26 protein-coding genes and 1 pseudogene are annotated in these 15314 nt (G+C 38.1%); all 27 read left to right on the forward strand.

What is annotated here, in order from left to right:
• Positions 1 to 35: 35 nt before the first annotated feature.
• Positions 36 to 503: a DUF6985 domain-containing protein gene (locus tag ABTQ23_RS19890; protein WP_408617511.1), complete on the forward strand. Its 468-nt coding sequence runs from the start codon at positions 36 to 38 to the stop codon at positions 501 to 503.
• Between the two features lie 329 nt (positions 504 to 832).
• Positions 833 to 2092 (forward strand): DEAD/DEAH box helicase, encoded by a 1260-nt coding sequence (locus tag ABTQ23_RS19895; RefSeq protein WP_408617512.1) that lies wholly within the window; start codon positions 833 to 835, stop codon positions 2090 to 2092.
• A 543-nt stretch (positions 2093 to 2635) separates the two neighbouring features.
• On the forward strand, positions 2636 to 3034 hold the full coding sequence (locus ABTQ23_RS19900) for an SH3 domain-containing protein (RefSeq protein WP_408617513.1): 399 nt from the start codon (positions 2636 to 2638) through the stop codon (positions 3032 to 3034).
• A gap of 181 nt (positions 3035 to 3215) precedes the next feature.
• On the forward strand, positions 3216 to 3524 hold the full coding sequence (locus ABTQ23_RS19905; RefSeq protein WP_408617514.1) for an immunity protein TriTu family protein: 309 nt from the start codon (positions 3216 to 3218) through the stop codon (positions 3522 to 3524).
• A 49-nt stretch (positions 3525 to 3573) separates the two neighbouring features.
• Positions 3574 to 4059, forward strand: coding sequence for a hypothetical protein (locus tag ABTQ23_RS19910; RefSeq protein ID WP_408617515.1), 486 nt, complete (start codon positions 3574 to 3576; stop codon positions 4057 to 4059).
• 272 nt (positions 4060 to 4331) lie between these two features.
• A complete protein-coding gene (locus ABTQ23_RS19915) occupies positions 4332 to 4766 on the forward strand; it encodes a hypothetical protein (protein ID WP_408617516.1) in 435 nt (144 codons plus the stop codon).
• A gap of 205 nt (positions 4767 to 4971) precedes the next feature.
• Positions 4972 to 5589 (forward strand): hypothetical protein, encoded by a 618-nt coding sequence (locus ABTQ23_RS19920; protein ID WP_408617517.1) that lies wholly within the window; start codon positions 4972 to 4974, stop codon positions 5587 to 5589.
• A gap of 64 nt (positions 5590 to 5653) precedes the next feature.
• Positions 5654 to 5968 carry a DUF6693 family protein gene (locus ABTQ23_RS19925; RefSeq protein WP_408617518.1) on the forward strand — a complete coding sequence of 105 codons (315 nt, stop codon included), beginning with the start codon at positions 5654 to 5656 and terminating at the stop codon, positions 5966 to 5968.
• Positions 5969 to 6241: 273 nt separating this feature from the next.
• The gene (locus ABTQ23_RS19930) at positions 6242 to 6745 is read left to right on the forward strand and encodes a DUF1963 domain-containing protein (RefSeq protein ID WP_408617519.1); all 504 of its coding nucleotides are present in this window, start codon (positions 6242 to 6244) and stop codon (positions 6743 to 6745) included.
• Positions 6703 to 6960 carry a DUF1963 domain-containing protein gene (locus ABTQ23_RS19935; RefSeq protein ID WP_408617520.1) on the forward strand — a complete coding sequence of 86 codons (258 nt, stop codon included), beginning with the start codon at positions 6703 to 6705 and terminating at the stop codon, positions 6958 to 6960. The genes ABTQ23_RS19930 and ABTQ23_RS19935 overlap by 43 nt, the downstream gene beginning before the upstream one ends.
• Positions 6961 to 7099: 139 nt before the next feature.
• Entirely contained in the window at positions 7100 to 7624 is a 525-nt protein-coding gene (locus ABTQ23_RS19940; protein WP_408617521.1) for a hypothetical protein, read from the forward strand.
• Between the two features lie 238 nt (positions 7625 to 7862).
• Positions 7863 to 8198 carry a hypothetical protein gene (locus tag ABTQ23_RS19945; RefSeq protein ID WP_408617522.1) on the forward strand — a complete coding sequence of 112 codons (336 nt, stop codon included), beginning with the start codon at positions 7863 to 7865 and terminating at the stop codon, positions 8196 to 8198.
• Between the two features lie 138 nt (positions 8199 to 8336).
• Positions 8337 to 8663: an immunity protein CdiI family protein gene (locus tag ABTQ23_RS19950; RefSeq protein WP_408617523.1), complete on the forward strand. Its 327-nt coding sequence runs from the start codon at positions 8337 to 8339 to the stop codon at positions 8661 to 8663.
• A 104-nt stretch (positions 8664 to 8767) separates the two neighbouring features.
• A complete protein-coding gene (locus ABTQ23_RS19955) occupies positions 8768 to 9016 on the forward strand; it encodes a hypothetical protein (protein WP_408617524.1) in 249 nt (82 codons plus the stop codon).
• Between the two features lie 85 nt (positions 9017 to 9101).
• The gene (locus ABTQ23_RS19960; protein ID WP_408617525.1) at positions 9102 to 9548 is read left to right on the forward strand and encodes a hypothetical protein; all 447 of its coding nucleotides are present in this window, start codon (positions 9102 to 9104) and stop codon (positions 9546 to 9548) included.
• Between the two features lie 120 nt (positions 9549 to 9668).
• Complete coding sequence (locus ABTQ23_RS19965; protein ID WP_408617526.1) at positions 9669 to 10121, forward strand: hypothetical protein; 453 nt, start codon at positions 9669 to 9671, stop codon at positions 10119 to 10121.
• A 111-nt stretch (positions 10122 to 10232) separates the two neighbouring features.
• A pseudogene (locus ABTQ23_RS19970) lies at positions 10233 to 10704 on the forward strand (GNAT family N-acetyltransferase).
• A 117-nt stretch (positions 10705 to 10821) separates the two neighbouring features.
• The gene (locus tag ABTQ23_RS19975) at positions 10822 to 11229 is read left to right on the forward strand and encodes an SMI1/KNR4 family protein (protein WP_408617527.1); all 408 of its coding nucleotides are present in this window, start codon (positions 10822 to 10824) and stop codon (positions 11227 to 11229) included.
• Between the two features lie 176 nt (positions 11230 to 11405).
• On the forward strand, positions 11406 to 11789 hold the full coding sequence (locus ABTQ23_RS19980; RefSeq protein ID WP_408617528.1) for a hypothetical protein: 384 nt from the start codon (positions 11406 to 11408) through the stop codon (positions 11787 to 11789).
• Between the two features lie 119 nt (positions 11790 to 11908).
• Positions 11909 to 12556, forward strand: coding sequence for an HAD family hydrolase (locus tag ABTQ23_RS19985; protein ID WP_408617529.1), 648 nt, complete (start codon positions 11909 to 11911; stop codon positions 12554 to 12556).
• A gap of 58 nt (positions 12557 to 12614) precedes the next feature.
• On the forward strand, positions 12615 to 12932 hold the full coding sequence (locus ABTQ23_RS19990; RefSeq protein WP_408617530.1) for a hypothetical protein: 318 nt from the start codon (positions 12615 to 12617) through the stop codon (positions 12930 to 12932).
• Between the two features lie 251 nt (positions 12933 to 13183).
• On the forward strand, positions 13184 to 13672 hold the full coding sequence (locus ABTQ23_RS19995; RefSeq protein WP_408617531.1) for a hypothetical protein: 489 nt from the start codon (positions 13184 to 13186) through the stop codon (positions 13670 to 13672).
• A gap of 138 nt (positions 13673 to 13810) precedes the next feature.
• A complete protein-coding gene (locus ABTQ23_RS20000; RefSeq protein WP_408617532.1) occupies positions 13811 to 14101 on the forward strand; it encodes a hypothetical protein in 291 nt (96 codons plus the stop codon).
• Positions 14102 to 14176: 75 nt separating this feature from the next.
• Complete coding sequence (locus ABTQ23_RS20005; RefSeq protein WP_408617533.1) at positions 14177 to 14590, forward strand: hypothetical protein; 414 nt, start codon at positions 14177 to 14179, stop codon at positions 14588 to 14590.
• A 50-nt stretch (positions 14591 to 14640) separates the two neighbouring features.
• Positions 14641 to 14958: a hypothetical protein gene (locus tag ABTQ23_RS20010; protein WP_408617534.1), complete on the forward strand. Its 318-nt coding sequence runs from the start codon at positions 14641 to 14643 to the stop codon at positions 14956 to 14958.
• Positions 14927 to 15052 carry a hypothetical protein gene (locus tag ABTQ23_RS20015; protein WP_408617535.1) on the forward strand — a complete coding sequence of 42 codons (126 nt, stop codon included), beginning with the start codon at positions 14927 to 14929 and terminating at the stop codon, positions 15050 to 15052. Before ABTQ23_RS20010 ends, ABTQ23_RS20015 begins: the two co-directional genes overlap by 32 nt.
• Positions 15045 to 15260, forward strand: a complete 216-nt coding sequence (locus ABTQ23_RS20020; protein WP_408617536.1) for a hypothetical protein — start codon at positions 15045 to 15047, stop codon at positions 15258 to 15260. The genes ABTQ23_RS20015 and ABTQ23_RS20020 overlap by 8 nt, the downstream gene beginning before the upstream one ends.
• The last annotated feature ends 54 nt before the right edge of the window (positions 15261 to 15314 follow it).

Below are 15314 nucleotides of genomic sequence, written 5' to 3' on the forward strand. Positions count from 1 at the left end.
CAGTTGTTCTCTGTATTGGGCATAAAGGAAGCTTCGTGGAAGTCATCAGAAATATAAAATTAACCGAATTTGGATTAGAAGGTGAAGTGTTCTTTAAATGCTTTAATAAATACATTTCACTCTTCGTAGAAGATGGCGAAGATACTGAGTATGCACAAATATGTGCAAGATATTTAAATGAGTTAACGGACCCTACGATTATTCGTTTATGCGAAGCATCTATTCGGTATTGTAACAATTTTCTTGATGCTGTAGGGGAGCCATTAAAAACGTTTGAAAAAGCGATTGATGTCCTTAAATTAATTTCTCCTAGTGTATTGATAGTTCCGTATCCAGAAAATGGGGATGAGCCAGTCATCCATCTTGAACTTAATTGTGAGTGGGAACCAGAACATGGATTAGAATGGATTGTTCGGGCAGACAAGGTTCTCTATGTCGGAGCGTTTAATGGGGAATATTCTTGGGATGAATTTAGTTCGAGTGATTTGGGTAATTATGCCTAACAAATCGCAATAATTGGGAAAGCGATGAATATCGCCGTGGATGGATTGAAGAGCAGCCTTTAAAACTCATCGATATCTTCGTGATTGTTTTCTGTGCCTACGCCATTATGAGAACATGGGGAATGCCGATTCACGTGATGAGGTCAAATCTTAATCTATTTGATATTGCTGAATTTATAAGGTGGATGGCTCCGCGAAAGCGCTTAAAAAGCTAACTATTAGCAATCATCCATTTTCTTAGAAAATTCTTTAAGCAAAATTATCGCTAAAATCCTCGCCGCAAATAGCATAAAATACACGGCCTTTACTAGCACTGAGTCACTCAAGTAATGACAGATACAACACCGCAAGCAACATTTGCCGACCTTGGCTTAATCCCAACCTTAATCGAGCGACTCGAAGAGTTAGAATATCGCCAACCCACACCTGTTCAATCTCACGTGATTCCTCATATATTGGATGGACGAGATATTGTCGGTGGAGCGAATACTGGCTCTGGTAAAACGGCTGCTTTTGCGCTGCCGATTCTGCAAAAGATCCTCTCGCAAGGTGCATCGCATCCTCGCGGTGGTAACTTCGTTTCTCACCTTATTTTAGTTCCAACTCGTGAATTGGCATCGCAGGTGGCCAATAGCGTTAAATCATACTCATATCACTTACGAGATAAGGTAAAAACGATTGCTGTGTTTGGTGGGGTATCGGTGAATCCGCAGATGCTGGCTCTGCGTGGTGGCTGTGACATCGTTGTGGCGACCCCGGGTCGCTTGCTTGATTTGGTCTCTAGTAATGCAATTAAGTTGGAGCAAGTTCAAACATTGGTTCTTGATGAAGCTGACCGAATGTTGAGCCTTGGGTTTACTGAAGAACTCCATAAAATTTTGGCATTGTTGCCGCAGAAGAAACAAACGTTGCTGTTTTCAGCGACTTTCCCCGAGAAAGTGACGAGCCTTGCGCAGAACTTGCTTCACGATGCGCTGGATATTCAATTACAAAGTGCAGAAGATAGCACTGTTGTGCAGCGTGTGTTTAGTGTGAACAAAGGTCAAAAGACCGCGGTTCTTGCTCACCTTATCAAGCAGCATCAGTGGCGTCAGACGTTGATTTTTGTAAATGCCAAGAATGCTTGTAACCATCTTGCGCAAAAGCTAACAAAACGCGGCATCACCGCACAAGTATTTCATGGTGACCAAGGCCAAGGCGCGCGTACTCGTGTTCTTGAAGAGTTTAAGTCCGGTGAGATCCATGTGTTGATTGCGACCGATATTGCTGCCCGTGGTCTGGATATTGAAAAATTACCGGTAGTGATTAACTTTGACTTGCCGCGAAGCCCTGCTGACTATATGCACCGAATCGGGCGAAGTGGTCGTGCGGGCGAAGTTGGTTTAGGCTTATCGCTTATCGATTGCGATGATTATCATCACTTCAACGTGATTGAAAAGAAAAACAAATTCAAGCTTGAGCGCGAGCAGGTTGAAGGTTTTGAAGTCGATGATGCTCAAAGCGAAGCTTGCGTTGTACCGGTGAAACCACGAGCGAAACCTGCCGGTACGGGTAAAAAGAAGAAAAAGCGTAAGCAGGGTGATTTGTAACCCATCATCGGGTTACTTGCTTGCTAGATAATAATAATCCACGCCTATCATAAAAGCTTAAATACCCGGCGGACATTGCTCAGATTAATCATCAGCCGGGCTTGCGTTATCTTCGTGTTGAACATTCAAGTCAAAGCGCTACCGGACGGATTGCCCTTTAAATTCATCACCTATCTGGAATGAGTTGAGTTAATCGGTAGCGTCATTCGTTTATAAATACGGTTATAAAGTTCGTTAGAAACCCCTCTCTGTTTTAGCCTCAAGCTAAAGCAACACCATGACTTTACCTCAATCTATATTTAATCAACCTGCCAAAACAGTTAATATTCAATGCGTTTGTTTTCAGCCAGAATTATAAAAATCCATCGACGCAATTTTCGCTTATTAAGCAATTTTTTATTAGGAAAAGCTTAATATGTAAGATGTCTCAGGGACCATCCATTGAATGGTTTATAAAGTAGTGAGGGGGATGCGGGTAACATTCGCTGGTAATTTTGGCGTGTGCATAATATCCAATGTTATAAGCAATCTGGAGATAGTCAGTTGAAAATTAAATTTCTAGTATTTCTGCTTTTAAGCGTTTGCGCTGTATTCAACGTTGAAGCCAAAGTATGCAAGAAAGGCCAGCCTTGCGGTAATTCTTGTATCTCATGGAATAAGACTTGTCATAAAGGTACATATTCATTAGGTTCAAGCAGTTCCTATAGTTCAAGAAACTCATCATCTGTTTCTCCTGCCAACCAATCAAATTATGCATCGTATTATATTGTCACAGCAAGCAGCTTAAATGTGAGAAACTCTCCTAGCCCAACTAGCAAAGTTATTGGCGAATATAAAAAAGGAGATGAGATTATGGTTTTATCATCTGAAAATGGCTGGGCCAAAATACGTTACAAGTCTGTGTATGCATGGGTAAGTTATAAGTATCTCAAAAGAAAGTAAAAAATTGCTTATGTCCAGCGTTTAAGCATGTTTCGCAACACGAGGTGTTTATAACATGCAGTAGGGTAACTTGTTGTTCAGAAGGCTCGTTATAGTGTCGCTCACACTTTAACGTGGCGTTATGTACCCGAAGAAAACAGATTTTGTTAAGCATCTAATTAAGAGTAAATAGGGTGACTGTATGAGCCCAGTAGAAGAGCTATACCATTGGTTTAAGTCACATCAGGATTTGTTTTCTGCTAATTGTGGTGAGATTGAGTTCAAAGATTTCGGGCGCGGTTCAGCTAAGGTGTTTTTGGACGCAGGGAACTTAATGATATCAGTGTCTGCGTGGAATAATGCTTTCTGCCTCGATATAGAGATCCTTGAAGTTGAAACAGAAAATTGTCAATTTCCACATGTAGGTGATTGTGAGTCTATTGAAGAATTTCAACGTCATTTGGGGGAGTTCTTAACCTGGTTTAAGCAAAACGTAGCGAAAAATGCATAACAATTGCTTAAACCAACTACCAATGATTTTGATATAAGGTTCTGTCGTAATGTCATCACAAATCGAAATTATCCCCACGAGATTGCTGGATATCGATATATTGCATCGACAAATAGATGAGAAAAAGTCGTTTAGCATTATAGATTTGGCTGAGCCACGAATTGTGGAATCTGACGATGAGTTGCCCGGCGATATCTTCAAAATTGTGTTTCATACAAAGAATTTTATTTTGCAGCACATTGATTTTCGAGATGACTTTTTGGTTTATCCACCCTTAGATTATTTGGATGAAAAACACTCGAACACTATCGATATTGAATCATTAGCAACTGGATGGGAAAAAGTAGGGGGTAGCTATTTTATCGAACCAGAAGGCGAATATGACGATATCGATTTTGTCCAATTAGTGGCGATGATTGCTGAAGTGACAAATGGCGCGATTCTAAATATCAATGCAATTTGGCCATGGAGTATTGGTTTATCTACCCCTGAAGAGTTAATCGCCAAGTTTATGGATTATAGAAAACAGGTTTAACATGTTGCTCTTGTTAACCTCGAATGAATACATCTAATAAATCGCGTCAATTGATAAAAGTTGTCGTCGAAGGCTATAGTTGTGTCAATGACGTATCTGAGATTTGCACGAAAATTGCGAACAAGGTGTTTAAGGCCGATTCTCAATGCTTGGCTATTGGAGTTCAAAGTTGGGGGCATCTTTTAGTTGCAATGTTTGGGGTAGGTGGTCGTGTAGTTCACTATTTAACGCGGTATTAGTCGTATCGCCATATAACGATGTTGTAGGAAATAATGATTAAAAAATTTTCACTTTCAATCATTTCCATGATTATGTTGATATCCATAAATTCTGCAATGGCAGAAGTTATATTTTCATGTAATACCACTCACAATAAGAAAATAGAGGTCAAGGATAGCGGTGCTTATATTCAGTATAAGTTTGGGATAAATTTAGATAAACCTGAACTGAGTTTATCTGTGCCAAGAGAAAAGGCGTCTACAGGACAATGGAATGGCGTTGGTCGGGATATGGAATATGAAGTCACTATTCCTAATGGAAATACAAACTATACCGTATTTTTCTCAGTTGATAAAAGCTCTGCCGAACATACTAAAACAGCAGGCGTTCGAGTATTGGCCAACGATAAATATATTACCACTGTATATTGCCGCTCGAGTACATTGATTCAATCATTAGAAGGGATCAATCTAAAGGAAACTGAGTAAAAAAGTTTAACCAATAGCAGCTATAAAACCAAGTCTCGTTTGGAGATGGTCGAAAAAATCGAGAAATTTATGCAAGACGGTAAAATTTAAGTTATTCAATATCAGTGAACTAGCACATAATAAATCGCAGCAATTGACAAGAACAGCTGAGCTTCGTGTGATGAGCCTGCATGGAATATTCGTTAAACCCCGAAAGTAGTTTGCTATGGACTTCAAAGAAGAATTAGAGTCAGGATCAACGCCTAGAATTAAAAAAGCTGCTAAAAAGATAGCTTCGAGTCGGCTTGATGGTTATGAAGCGCTTTTGCTGGCGGCTTTGAAACGCTTGAGAGCAAAACCTAAATCTTGGCAGGCACAGTCTGAGCTGATAAAGGCTCTTGGTTTTGTGGGATCTCATTTGTCACTAGAATACCTAAGAGAGCTTGAGAGCACGGATCATGATGCGAGCGTTCTTTATAAAGATATAGCTTTTGCGATTTGCATGATTAGTGATGTGGGCAACGAGTCATACTCGTACCTTTTAAGCATTCTCGAGACCAACAATGACCTGCTCCTTTCAGGTGCATGCTCAGCGATTTTAATTTCAGGTGTCGTTCCAGATGAATCGACCATCGACATGCTATTAAAATCTGTCATTAGAAGAAATCAGAATGAAGGACAAGTCATTACACCTCGATGTTACATCGCTGCAGCTTGTTACAATTGGCCTGAATTTTTAACTAAAGACTTTCTTTTGGAATGTACAAAGTCGCAATGGAGCGGGCTAATAGAAATCGCAGAAAGTTCGCTAGCAGGAAAAAAGACCAAGTATGTATTGGTTTAAGTCGCCATTATTCATTGCAGATGTGTTGGGAGTTATCAATCTAAATTAATTTAAGGAATCTAAAATGAGACTAAGAGCAGATGTCCCAATATTTGATATTCTTGGACATTTAATCATTTGGGTGATTTTGAGTTTTATTACCGTCGGTATCGCACTTATATTTTTTCCATACTCATTTTCAAAATTTATAATCAATCGAACTTATTTAATTGATGAGCATGGTCAAGAGCATAAATTACACTGCAATATTGACTTGTTTAGTAATTTAGGACATGTGATCCTTTGGCTGATTATTTCGATAATCACATTTGGCTTGGGGTATATATTTTATTTTTACAGAGTGTGGAATTATGCTCTATGCCATTCAACTATCGAGTGAAATTGTGAATAAGTCGGCTCTCGGGGCTGTTTTGTATTACGAACTTTTGTGTCTACAATTAGCGCTAGTATTTGGCAACTGAGCCTGTAGCGTTAAATTTCATAAGAAGATTGTTTAGACATGGTTGATGGATTTTATAGTCACGGTGATATGATTAACTTTGTATATGATGGACTTTTTCATCGATTTATTAATTAAAGGGCGGTGGTAATATTGCTTTAATCAATTACTCTTGCTTTAATGCAACCTTATGTTTACCCAAAGGAGAGCAACTTGAATCCTGCAATATTGGAAAGTTTTATTCGTAATGACTCAGAGCTGTCGCCTCATAAAGAGTATTTAGAGTCTCTTATCAAGCCAAGCGTTGGTATTTCATTTTCAAATGATGAGGCTAAAGCTCATGAAAGCCGATTCGGTGGCGCTCCAATGGTTCCTGAAAATTTTGAATGGCCCACTCATGAAATAGGCGAATATCGATTTCTAGGTCAGATCAATTTTTCAGAAATTAATGAGGGTGTTAACGCGCTGCCTAGCTCAGGAATATTGTCACTCTTTTACGCATATGATGAAGATGATGAAATATTCTGGGCAGATGAAGGGTATGTGCTCGGTTATTTCTATCCAAATATAAATGACTTAGCGTTATATCCGCAGGCTCCGATTGTACACAAAGCGAAGAAAATTCTTCTAAGTCGTGGAATTGAAATACCTCGGCACGAAGACTTACGAAAAGATTGCCTTTTGATACAGATGCGCTTTATGGCCTTGCAGGTTTAGACGGATATGGTGAAGACTATTTACTCGGGTATCCATCGTTTTGTTCTCTCGGATATGATCCTACGCCAGGTGAAGGATGGACTTCTCTTTTGACTTTAAGTTCATATGATGAATTTGATTGGTGTTGGCATGATGGAGGTAAGCTTATGATTTTTATTGAGGAAGATAAGCTTAAATGCTCTGATTTTAGCAGTTTAGCAACCGAAGCGGGTTAGGCTCATAACAGTGTTGTTATCTCACTAGAGGCATTTTCGGTTCTCAATCGGTTTGTGTGAGTGGCAGGGAAAAGTTGGTTATTGCAGCTTGCCTCTGCCGAGTATTTATGTGACTCATTGTCAGTATTAGTGGAGATTTATGGCCAATCTGAGTTATGAAATAGGCAGAATAAGTGGAATATTGGAAGGGTTTGCAGGTATCAACAATAAAACCAATCACGGTTTTACTTTTGAAATAGAGCTTTTAGATCCAAAAATCGCCACTGAAGAATCGGTTACAAATTATCTGACAAAGTTTTACCCAGACTCAACGTTGAGTTTTACCCCCATCAGTGAATGGCGCACGGTTTTAAGTTCTTATATTGAAAAATGGCTTTTTTGCTATCAACCACACAACGATGCTCATGGTAATGTCATCGCTGGAGAATGTGGTTCTTACTATTCTTATTTAAAAGATGTGGATCGCTCATTTAGTCTATTCATTCCAGATTCTAGGCGACAATTTATCGACGACTTATGTGATGCTTTAAATCGCTGTTTAGTCATCACACGGGCAATAGATGTTCATCTGGTAACCGATGCGTGGTATGAAGGTGATTGGAATGATATAGCCCTAGAGGGTGAAAATGCTCGTGTGTTTATACACCTTGGTGTATCAGATTAACAGCCTAATAAATTTGTTTTTGTGAGTATTTTTCAGGCTTGGATGCTGATAGCTGTCGGGGTGCAACATTTAAAGCTAAAAGGCAAGGCGTTATGCTGGCGTGCATCTTTAACTCATGTTGAGCATACATGAGTTTGTAATTGCTCTATACTTTCGCGAATGTTGCTGTTCAAAACATCATGCCAGCACTTAGTAACTAAACTTTGCGTTATGTTTATTTGGGAAATAATAAAAGATCATGAATACACCTGTAGGCCTTTTAAATTTAAGCACAATTATCGAACGCAGATTGTCGTTTTTATTAAAGAACAAAATATTCCCTTGGGATGAAAATGATAGTAGTGATCTTGGCGAGAAGGATGCTCTGCAAAATATGCTCGTTGACTCGAGAGCTTTAACAGAAGCTGAATTTGAACAGAAGTATCTCGCTGAAATCGCTAAACTCGACGAAAGAGCAGAAGATAAGCCATGGTCCATTGAGGATGGCGATGACTATTATGAATCGATAAATAATACTTACGTATCAATATTAGAAATCATTAATCCAATTAATATTTATAATCTAGAAGAATAGTTCAAGATAGATGGCTCACTCTTGGCGGTTTTATTTTAGTGGTCAAGGTGGTTATTTGGGATTTTCTGTAATACGTTGTTAGCCATTTTCTTTGGCTGAGCGTGTCTAAGCTAATGATAGTTTTAAGAGAGTTAGTCATTGATAATAATACGGCTTTTCTTTGATGCTGGGGCTGGAGTATGTTTTTGGTCTGAAAATGACCAAGCCCATGAGTTATTTGGTGATTATCCCGTTGCGAATAGTCAGTTACCGATCTCTGAAGAACTCATCGAAACACTGGATAAACTTTGTAAGCGGTATGATACAAGCATTAACTGGAGTTCGCCGCAGGACTCCTCGCCATGGTCTCAAGAGGAGGCGTTATCATTTAATCTGCAAGTAGATGCGGTGTTAATAAAGCTCCGAGATGCTCTTGGCCCCAATTATCAGGTCATTGATAATCGTGAAAATATAACACGCGGTTAAAAAATGACTCACAGAGCGACTGTTATATAATTCGGGCCTAATTTTAAATCACTAAACAATGAACCACCAACTTTGTCAGCCAATATGGACGGCGCTATAAGCTTATGGAACAAATAATTTACGGAAATATCTATAATGAGTCATTAGAAGTAGTAAAGAGAGACTCAAAGTTTTACATCCGCTATGATGCCGGTGCTCATCAGGTGATATGGCGTGAAGACGAAATAACTAAAGAAGAAGCAGAATCAATTATTTATAACTCTTCGGCTGTTTCATCTGTTTTATGGAATGTCCAAGCGAGGCTCACACAACAGGGGAGCAAGCGCCCTAAATCTAATTGGAATCCTTCGTGATAACGCTAATCGCAATTTTCTTTGATAGATGTCGTGATATTTGCCCTAACCATAATGGTTGATTATTAGCTTTTGAAGGCTTTGTATGCAATTAGTTGAATTACTTAATAAACACCTTAAATCAGACGAATTAACTGAGCTCTTTCAAGACTATGATGTTGATGTTACGTATCATGATGATAGGTTGCATGAAAATGGTGGTGATAGTTATCGGGCACAAATTGATGCGTTAGGGTTAGAATTTTTATTTAATGCAAAACAAATGCTGGTCGCTATTTTCATTGGTGAAGGTCGCGAAGCAAAGAGTATTTTAAATAATGCTCCAAAATATGGGATACAGGTGTTTTTATCCAAAGCAGAGGCAATAGAATTCGCTCTTAACTCGGGTATCGTTATTCAAGAAGGTTATACAAATATTCTGAGTTGGGATCTTGATTGGGTGAAATTTATGCTAGGAAATTATTTTATACATTATGAATACTCTAAAAACACGCTTAATAAAGTAACGCTGCAGGTGGAAAGTGCCGAATAAGGTGCAGCAATCGACAAAATATAGGTCACTATTTTGGTTTCCCCCCATGACGGTATCTATGCCAAAGCCACGCAATCAGAACCCTTAATCCAATAAGGTTACGTTGTAACTGAAGAGAGCATGAAAAAAGAAAAACTAATCAAATTATTTGATAAAGCGATATCTGATCTCGAAGATTCAGGAGAAATAGTTGTTACAACAACAACGTATGGAAAAGTATCTGAATATTTATACGAAGTTGTCCGAGATGAATTGTGCGATGAGTACAATCAAACGTCAGAAGCATTACAGCTGCCGGAGCTACGTATAGAATCAACACTGTCTAAGAGTATTTCGCAACTGCACAAAGTGTTCGATTTATCGTTGGATAATGCAGAAAATCTCGCTTATGAGTTTTATGCCTATTGCCGTCATACTCGAACAGAGTTAGAAATTGCTGATTATTTTTCTCATGAAGGTCCGCTTGAAGTTGCATTAACGGCGTATTATTGCTGCCAATTAGGAAAAAATAGGTTTGGCAATTCAAATTATCTCAAATGGCGCCAAGAGATTTATGCAAAATTATTTGGCTAAGAACGATAACCTGTCTTTCAATTGCCTCTTATCTACTCAAAATTTTGATTCCCAAAATGTATATCTTATGCGACTGTGCTAAGGGTGATTTAAACCAAGGAAAACGCAATCATGGAAATTAAAGTCGATGATCTATCTGGGGGGTGAAGTAATAGCACTTCTTGAAGAACACCTTGCCGATATGTATTCTAATTCTCCCCCGGAAAGTGTTCATGCATTGGATGTTGATGCTTTAAAAGCATCAAATATTACGTTTTTTAGTTGTTGGTATAGTGGCCAGATTCATGGTTGTCTTGCTATAAAGCAACTGACTTCTGAGCATATTGAATTGAAATCAATGAGAACTGCCAATTTTGCTCGGGGATTAGGGATTGCAACAAAACTTCTGACTCATGTTCTCAATTTTGCGATTGATAAAGGTTTTAAAAAGGTGAGTCTAGAAACGGGAACGCAAGAGTTCTTTCGTCCTGCCAGAAATCTCTATAAAAAGTTTGGTTTTGTTGACTGTGGCCCATTTGCTGGCTATGAGGAAGACTCTTATAGCTGTTTTATGACAAGGCAATTGCAGGAAAAATTTGTATAAAAGACACTGCAATTGACTTGGTAACGTTAGAACTGATGCATTATATGTCCATCAGTAAAAATCAATTTTGAGTGTGAACACTCTAAAAATGCTATCTACTAATGTTTGAGAGTCCTTGTGAATATCAACGAATTTAAACAAAAAGTGCATAAAGAGTTACCCAACTCAAATTTAACGGTATCGACGGAAAATGAACTAAAGAAGCTGAAATCGATATTTGGTGGATTGCCCGATGAGTATTTATTTTTTTTAAAAACCATCGGTTATGGCTCATTTAATAACTGTGCATTTTCTATCTACGGTGGTCCTCTTGAGCCTGATGAAATCTTTGACCCTGAAACAGCATCTGAATTGACTCACTATATTTTTATAGGAGATGATTCTAGCGGATGGATGCTTGCCTACGATACATCGCAAACACCATATGAACTCACTTTTTTTGACCATAATGAAAAAAGTGAATTAGCTGAACATGAAAAGAGCTCTTTAGTCAATTTCTTGAATTTTGAACTCTTTGAAAGATGATTGATAACAAGATGTTGCCGTATTTGTGAGCGTATGGGATGTAATTGTGAAAGCAATTATAACGCGTTCAGAAAGTTTAAATGCAAGAATCGTCGATTATGCAATATGCAGGTTAAGTAGAACAACTTGGGCACAAGCATAATAAACTCAATTACAGTAAGTGTATAAAACAGAATATGAAATATTTAGAGCCGAAAAAAATACAGCTTTACCTAAAGCTTGGAAAAGAGATCTATCAATTCATTAAAATTGGTCAGTATTTTGAATCTAAAACGTTCGAATATGTCTCTTTGAGTAAATCTGGACAAAATTATATTGCTAAATTAGTTCAGGTTTTAGATTACATGTATGATATTTCACCCAGTATGGATGAATTTGAAACTGTTGAAGAATTAGAAGGGGAGTGTGAGTTTATCTACGAAGGTACACTCGATCAGTGCCTCTCATGGGCCAATACTTCATATCAAACATCAAGCGATAAATGGGTACTAGATGTAATAGATGATTATAAAGATTTAGTAGCAAAAGAGCTCCTAGGTCAAGGTGATGAGCCCCTTTAGATTAAATCACATAGCCATTACACCGATTAATGCATTTGCAGCCGTCAATTGTGCTTTAGCGTAATTTTTAGTACTGCGCGTAACTGAGCTCAGCGTTATACGAACTCGAAAATTTTAGCATGGAGAGTGAATTGAAAGATTATGAAGTTTATCTGTTTGATATGGACGGAACATTAGTAAATTCGGAACCTTTAAAGGGCAAAGCATTAGCATTAGCGTGTTTGGATTATGGTGCTTATGTAGACCACAACATCTACAAAGATGTTATGGGCGAAAGTTGGCAGGTTGTAACGGGTCACTTCTTTAAAAACGCGAATATTGCGCCTGAATTAACAGAGTTTAATCGTTACTTTCGAGCTCATTACGAACAGATGCTTAATGATGAACTTGAACTCAATGTTGGGGCTATGGCTTACATAGAACAGTTAAAACGAGCAGGTAAAAAGTGCGCAGTTGTTAGTTCAGCAGCGGCATGGATGGTGGATAATATTTTAACTTCGTTGCGGCTAGAGAATGCTTTTGACCTTGTTATCACACAAGAGCACGTAACTAAGCATAAACCTGATCCTGAAGCCTATATTTTAGCTCTTGCTAAATTAGCTGCTTCACCTGACGAAACCATTGTGTTTGAGGATTCCGCTGCCGGTATTCGTGCTGGTAAATCTAGTGGCTGTGACGTCATTGCTGTTAAGCATGACTTCAATGGCAAAAATGATCTAAGCGGTGCAGTTAAAGCAATCATCTCATATGATGAAATGTTTATATAATAAGCAATTTAAGCAGATAGCCAATGTATGGCACTTTTAGTCGCAAATAGATATTTGTTTGTTAGGAGTTCAAATCGATTTGAATGGCATAGAGAAACTACAAATTGGCTTATCCTTAATCATGCTCTTTCCTCTTTGGGTAGCAATAAAAGGTGTGCTTGTCTATTTAGATTTAACTAACCCAGTGAATTATGAAGGCCTACATATAGTTGGTTTTGTGCTTTTATATTCTTCTGTAGTTTGGCTTCCCTTTACAGTTGTATGCATTTTTAAATGGGCTGATATTAGTAATTTAGTACTGTGCTTATCAGGCGTACCATTTATAGTATTTGCAATGATAGTCGTATTTTCCTTTTTCAATGGGTTAAGATTATAAATCTAACAAATCAATGCAGATGGACAAGCTTGCGTTCTGGCCTTTATGTAGAGCTTTGAGCTTGTGATAAAAAGTACTCCACTTCGCTCTGCCGCTGATTGAGGTGTGAAAATCAGATTATAAATTTATGAGATATTGTGGAAAAACTGGTAAATCCAGATGTGATTAACGCTGCAGCTTATTTTGTATGCCCTGAATGTGGGGAAGTTAAATAAGTTGAAAATTATCAACTTTCTCTAAAAGAACAAGTTATGGTTGATTTGAAAGAACACAAAATTGAAAAAAATGCTCTAACTGACCTACTGGATGCTTTAAGTAGCGGTTATGGATATTCTGTTTCCAATTTTAGTAAGCAGAGTGGATTTGTAGCAGGCTCGTCCACTTCAGAGAACTTTAAGTCATTTATTAATTCTGCTTATTTAAAAGATAAATATGATACGTATCAGGATATACCTGTTTTTCGGGAAATTTTCGGTTATGAAATTGTAGGAACATTAGTCAATTTCTTGTTACGCGGCGGGGTATTTGATAAGTGTATCTCGAACGAGTCAGAAGCATATCATTTAGCAAAAACATGTATAAAAGAAATTTATGGTGAAAATATGCTTTCATTAACAGGTTATGTCTCAGACACAGCCTGGAACGAATGTTTTGAAGATGAAATAATTGATGATAGTTTGATTGTCTGGTGTGCCTCGAGGCGACTTTGGTGGGTGCTGCTCATCACTGACAAGGATTGATAACAGTATAAAAAAACGCCGCAATAGCCTTCGTCCTGTTACAAATGTGGGAACCTAAATATCTTGCTAGCACTTAGCAATTGAACTGCACGCTATGTGCTAGAGCACTTCAATGTCAAATTAAGAAAGGAAATATGAATGCCTACATTATCTGCATATTCTAATGTCGAAAATACTGCTTTAGTAATCCTCAAGAACAAGGGATATCAGACATGGTATGAAGAAAGTATAGAAATGTATGGTTGTGAAAAAAATGGTTGGGATTTTCTCGCAAATTCAATAACAGAGTTATTAGGTATTATCGGTATATATGAATATCACGGTGAGCCTGAAAATTATAAAGATTATTGGTGGCAGATGAATGAACCTTGGCTAATTGATAGTCTGGCGAAAGAAAAACCAGTATTTAAATCAGTTTTAGATAAGTAAAAGCACATAACAAGACAAAGCAATTGACATATATTTTGCAACTGTTCATAGCGCAAGTAGGTGACAGGAGATCAAGTGGAACTCTATATAAATGGTGATGTACCTGACATCGTCGATAAGCTTTGTGAGCAGTTTTACCTTGAACAAATCCATGACTCTCAAACCACTAATGATCCAGCAAATGTCGCGTACTTTCGCTTCGGTTCAAAGTGGTTTAAGTTGTACTTCGATAGTAACACTATCTTTTGGCGTATGTGCACTGAGCCAACAGAGCCGGTAAATAGTGATTTTTCTTCTTACAGTTCACTGGCTAATTTTAGTGAAATTAAAGGTGTTTGCAGACATATCTTAACGCACATTGAACACTCTGCTCATAACGATACAGTCATCGTATCTCTCGCGTTCGATAGTGGGGTGGCTTTGAAATTTGAATATTTTAGTTTGGATGATTATACGAAAGTCACCTACATACAAGGCGTTAAAGCGTGAGGCGTTACGCATAATCAGACCTCATGCATTAATATTTGGAATTTGGAAATATGGAATTTATTAGTTACGCACATAAAGAACTATCGATTAAAGAGATTAAGAAGCTTGCTCGGCAATATAATGGGGTGAATATGTGGAAGCTGATGGGCGTGGATGAGAATGAGTTTCCATTTTTGATTTGGAAATCTGAAGATGATTTTAGTGTCATGTTCTGGACAAAGCACAGCGGTATGAAGGCAAACTTAGATGAGGACCCCGTTAGCGACTATGCATTCGCTATTTGGCTCAAGGAAAATGCGCATCCGGTTTTTACAAGTGTTTTGGAAGCTGAACAGTATGCAAAAGATCATGAATGGCCAACCAACTAGCTTTGCCAATGTTAAAGTGAGTGTGCAAGAAATGCATAACAAATTAGAGCAATGGAACCAAGGCGTTACGCTTGTGGTGAATATCAATGAATAGAGATGAAGCCAAAGAAATAATAGCCAGATCTAAGCTCGATTCTTTGACGAATGATGAGGTTGTTGAAACTCTTTCTGAGTATTGGTTTTATGATGATTTAGAAGAAGTGAAAGCAGACATAGAGGCCGGTCAATTCCCCAATCTTAGTGAAGAGGCAATATCTATATTAGTCTCAACAGATTCTCCTGAATCGCCACTGATTTCCTAGACACCTTTTAGTTAGATAAACTAGCTAAAAAAAGAGGTGTCCATGAGCCATAAA

The sequence above is a fragment of the Celerinatantimonas sediminis genome (genome assembly GCF_046054195.1).
In the GTDB taxonomy this organism is placed as follows: domain Bacteria; phylum Pseudomonadota; class Gammaproteobacteria; order Enterobacterales; family Celerinatantimonadaceae; genus Celerinatantimonas.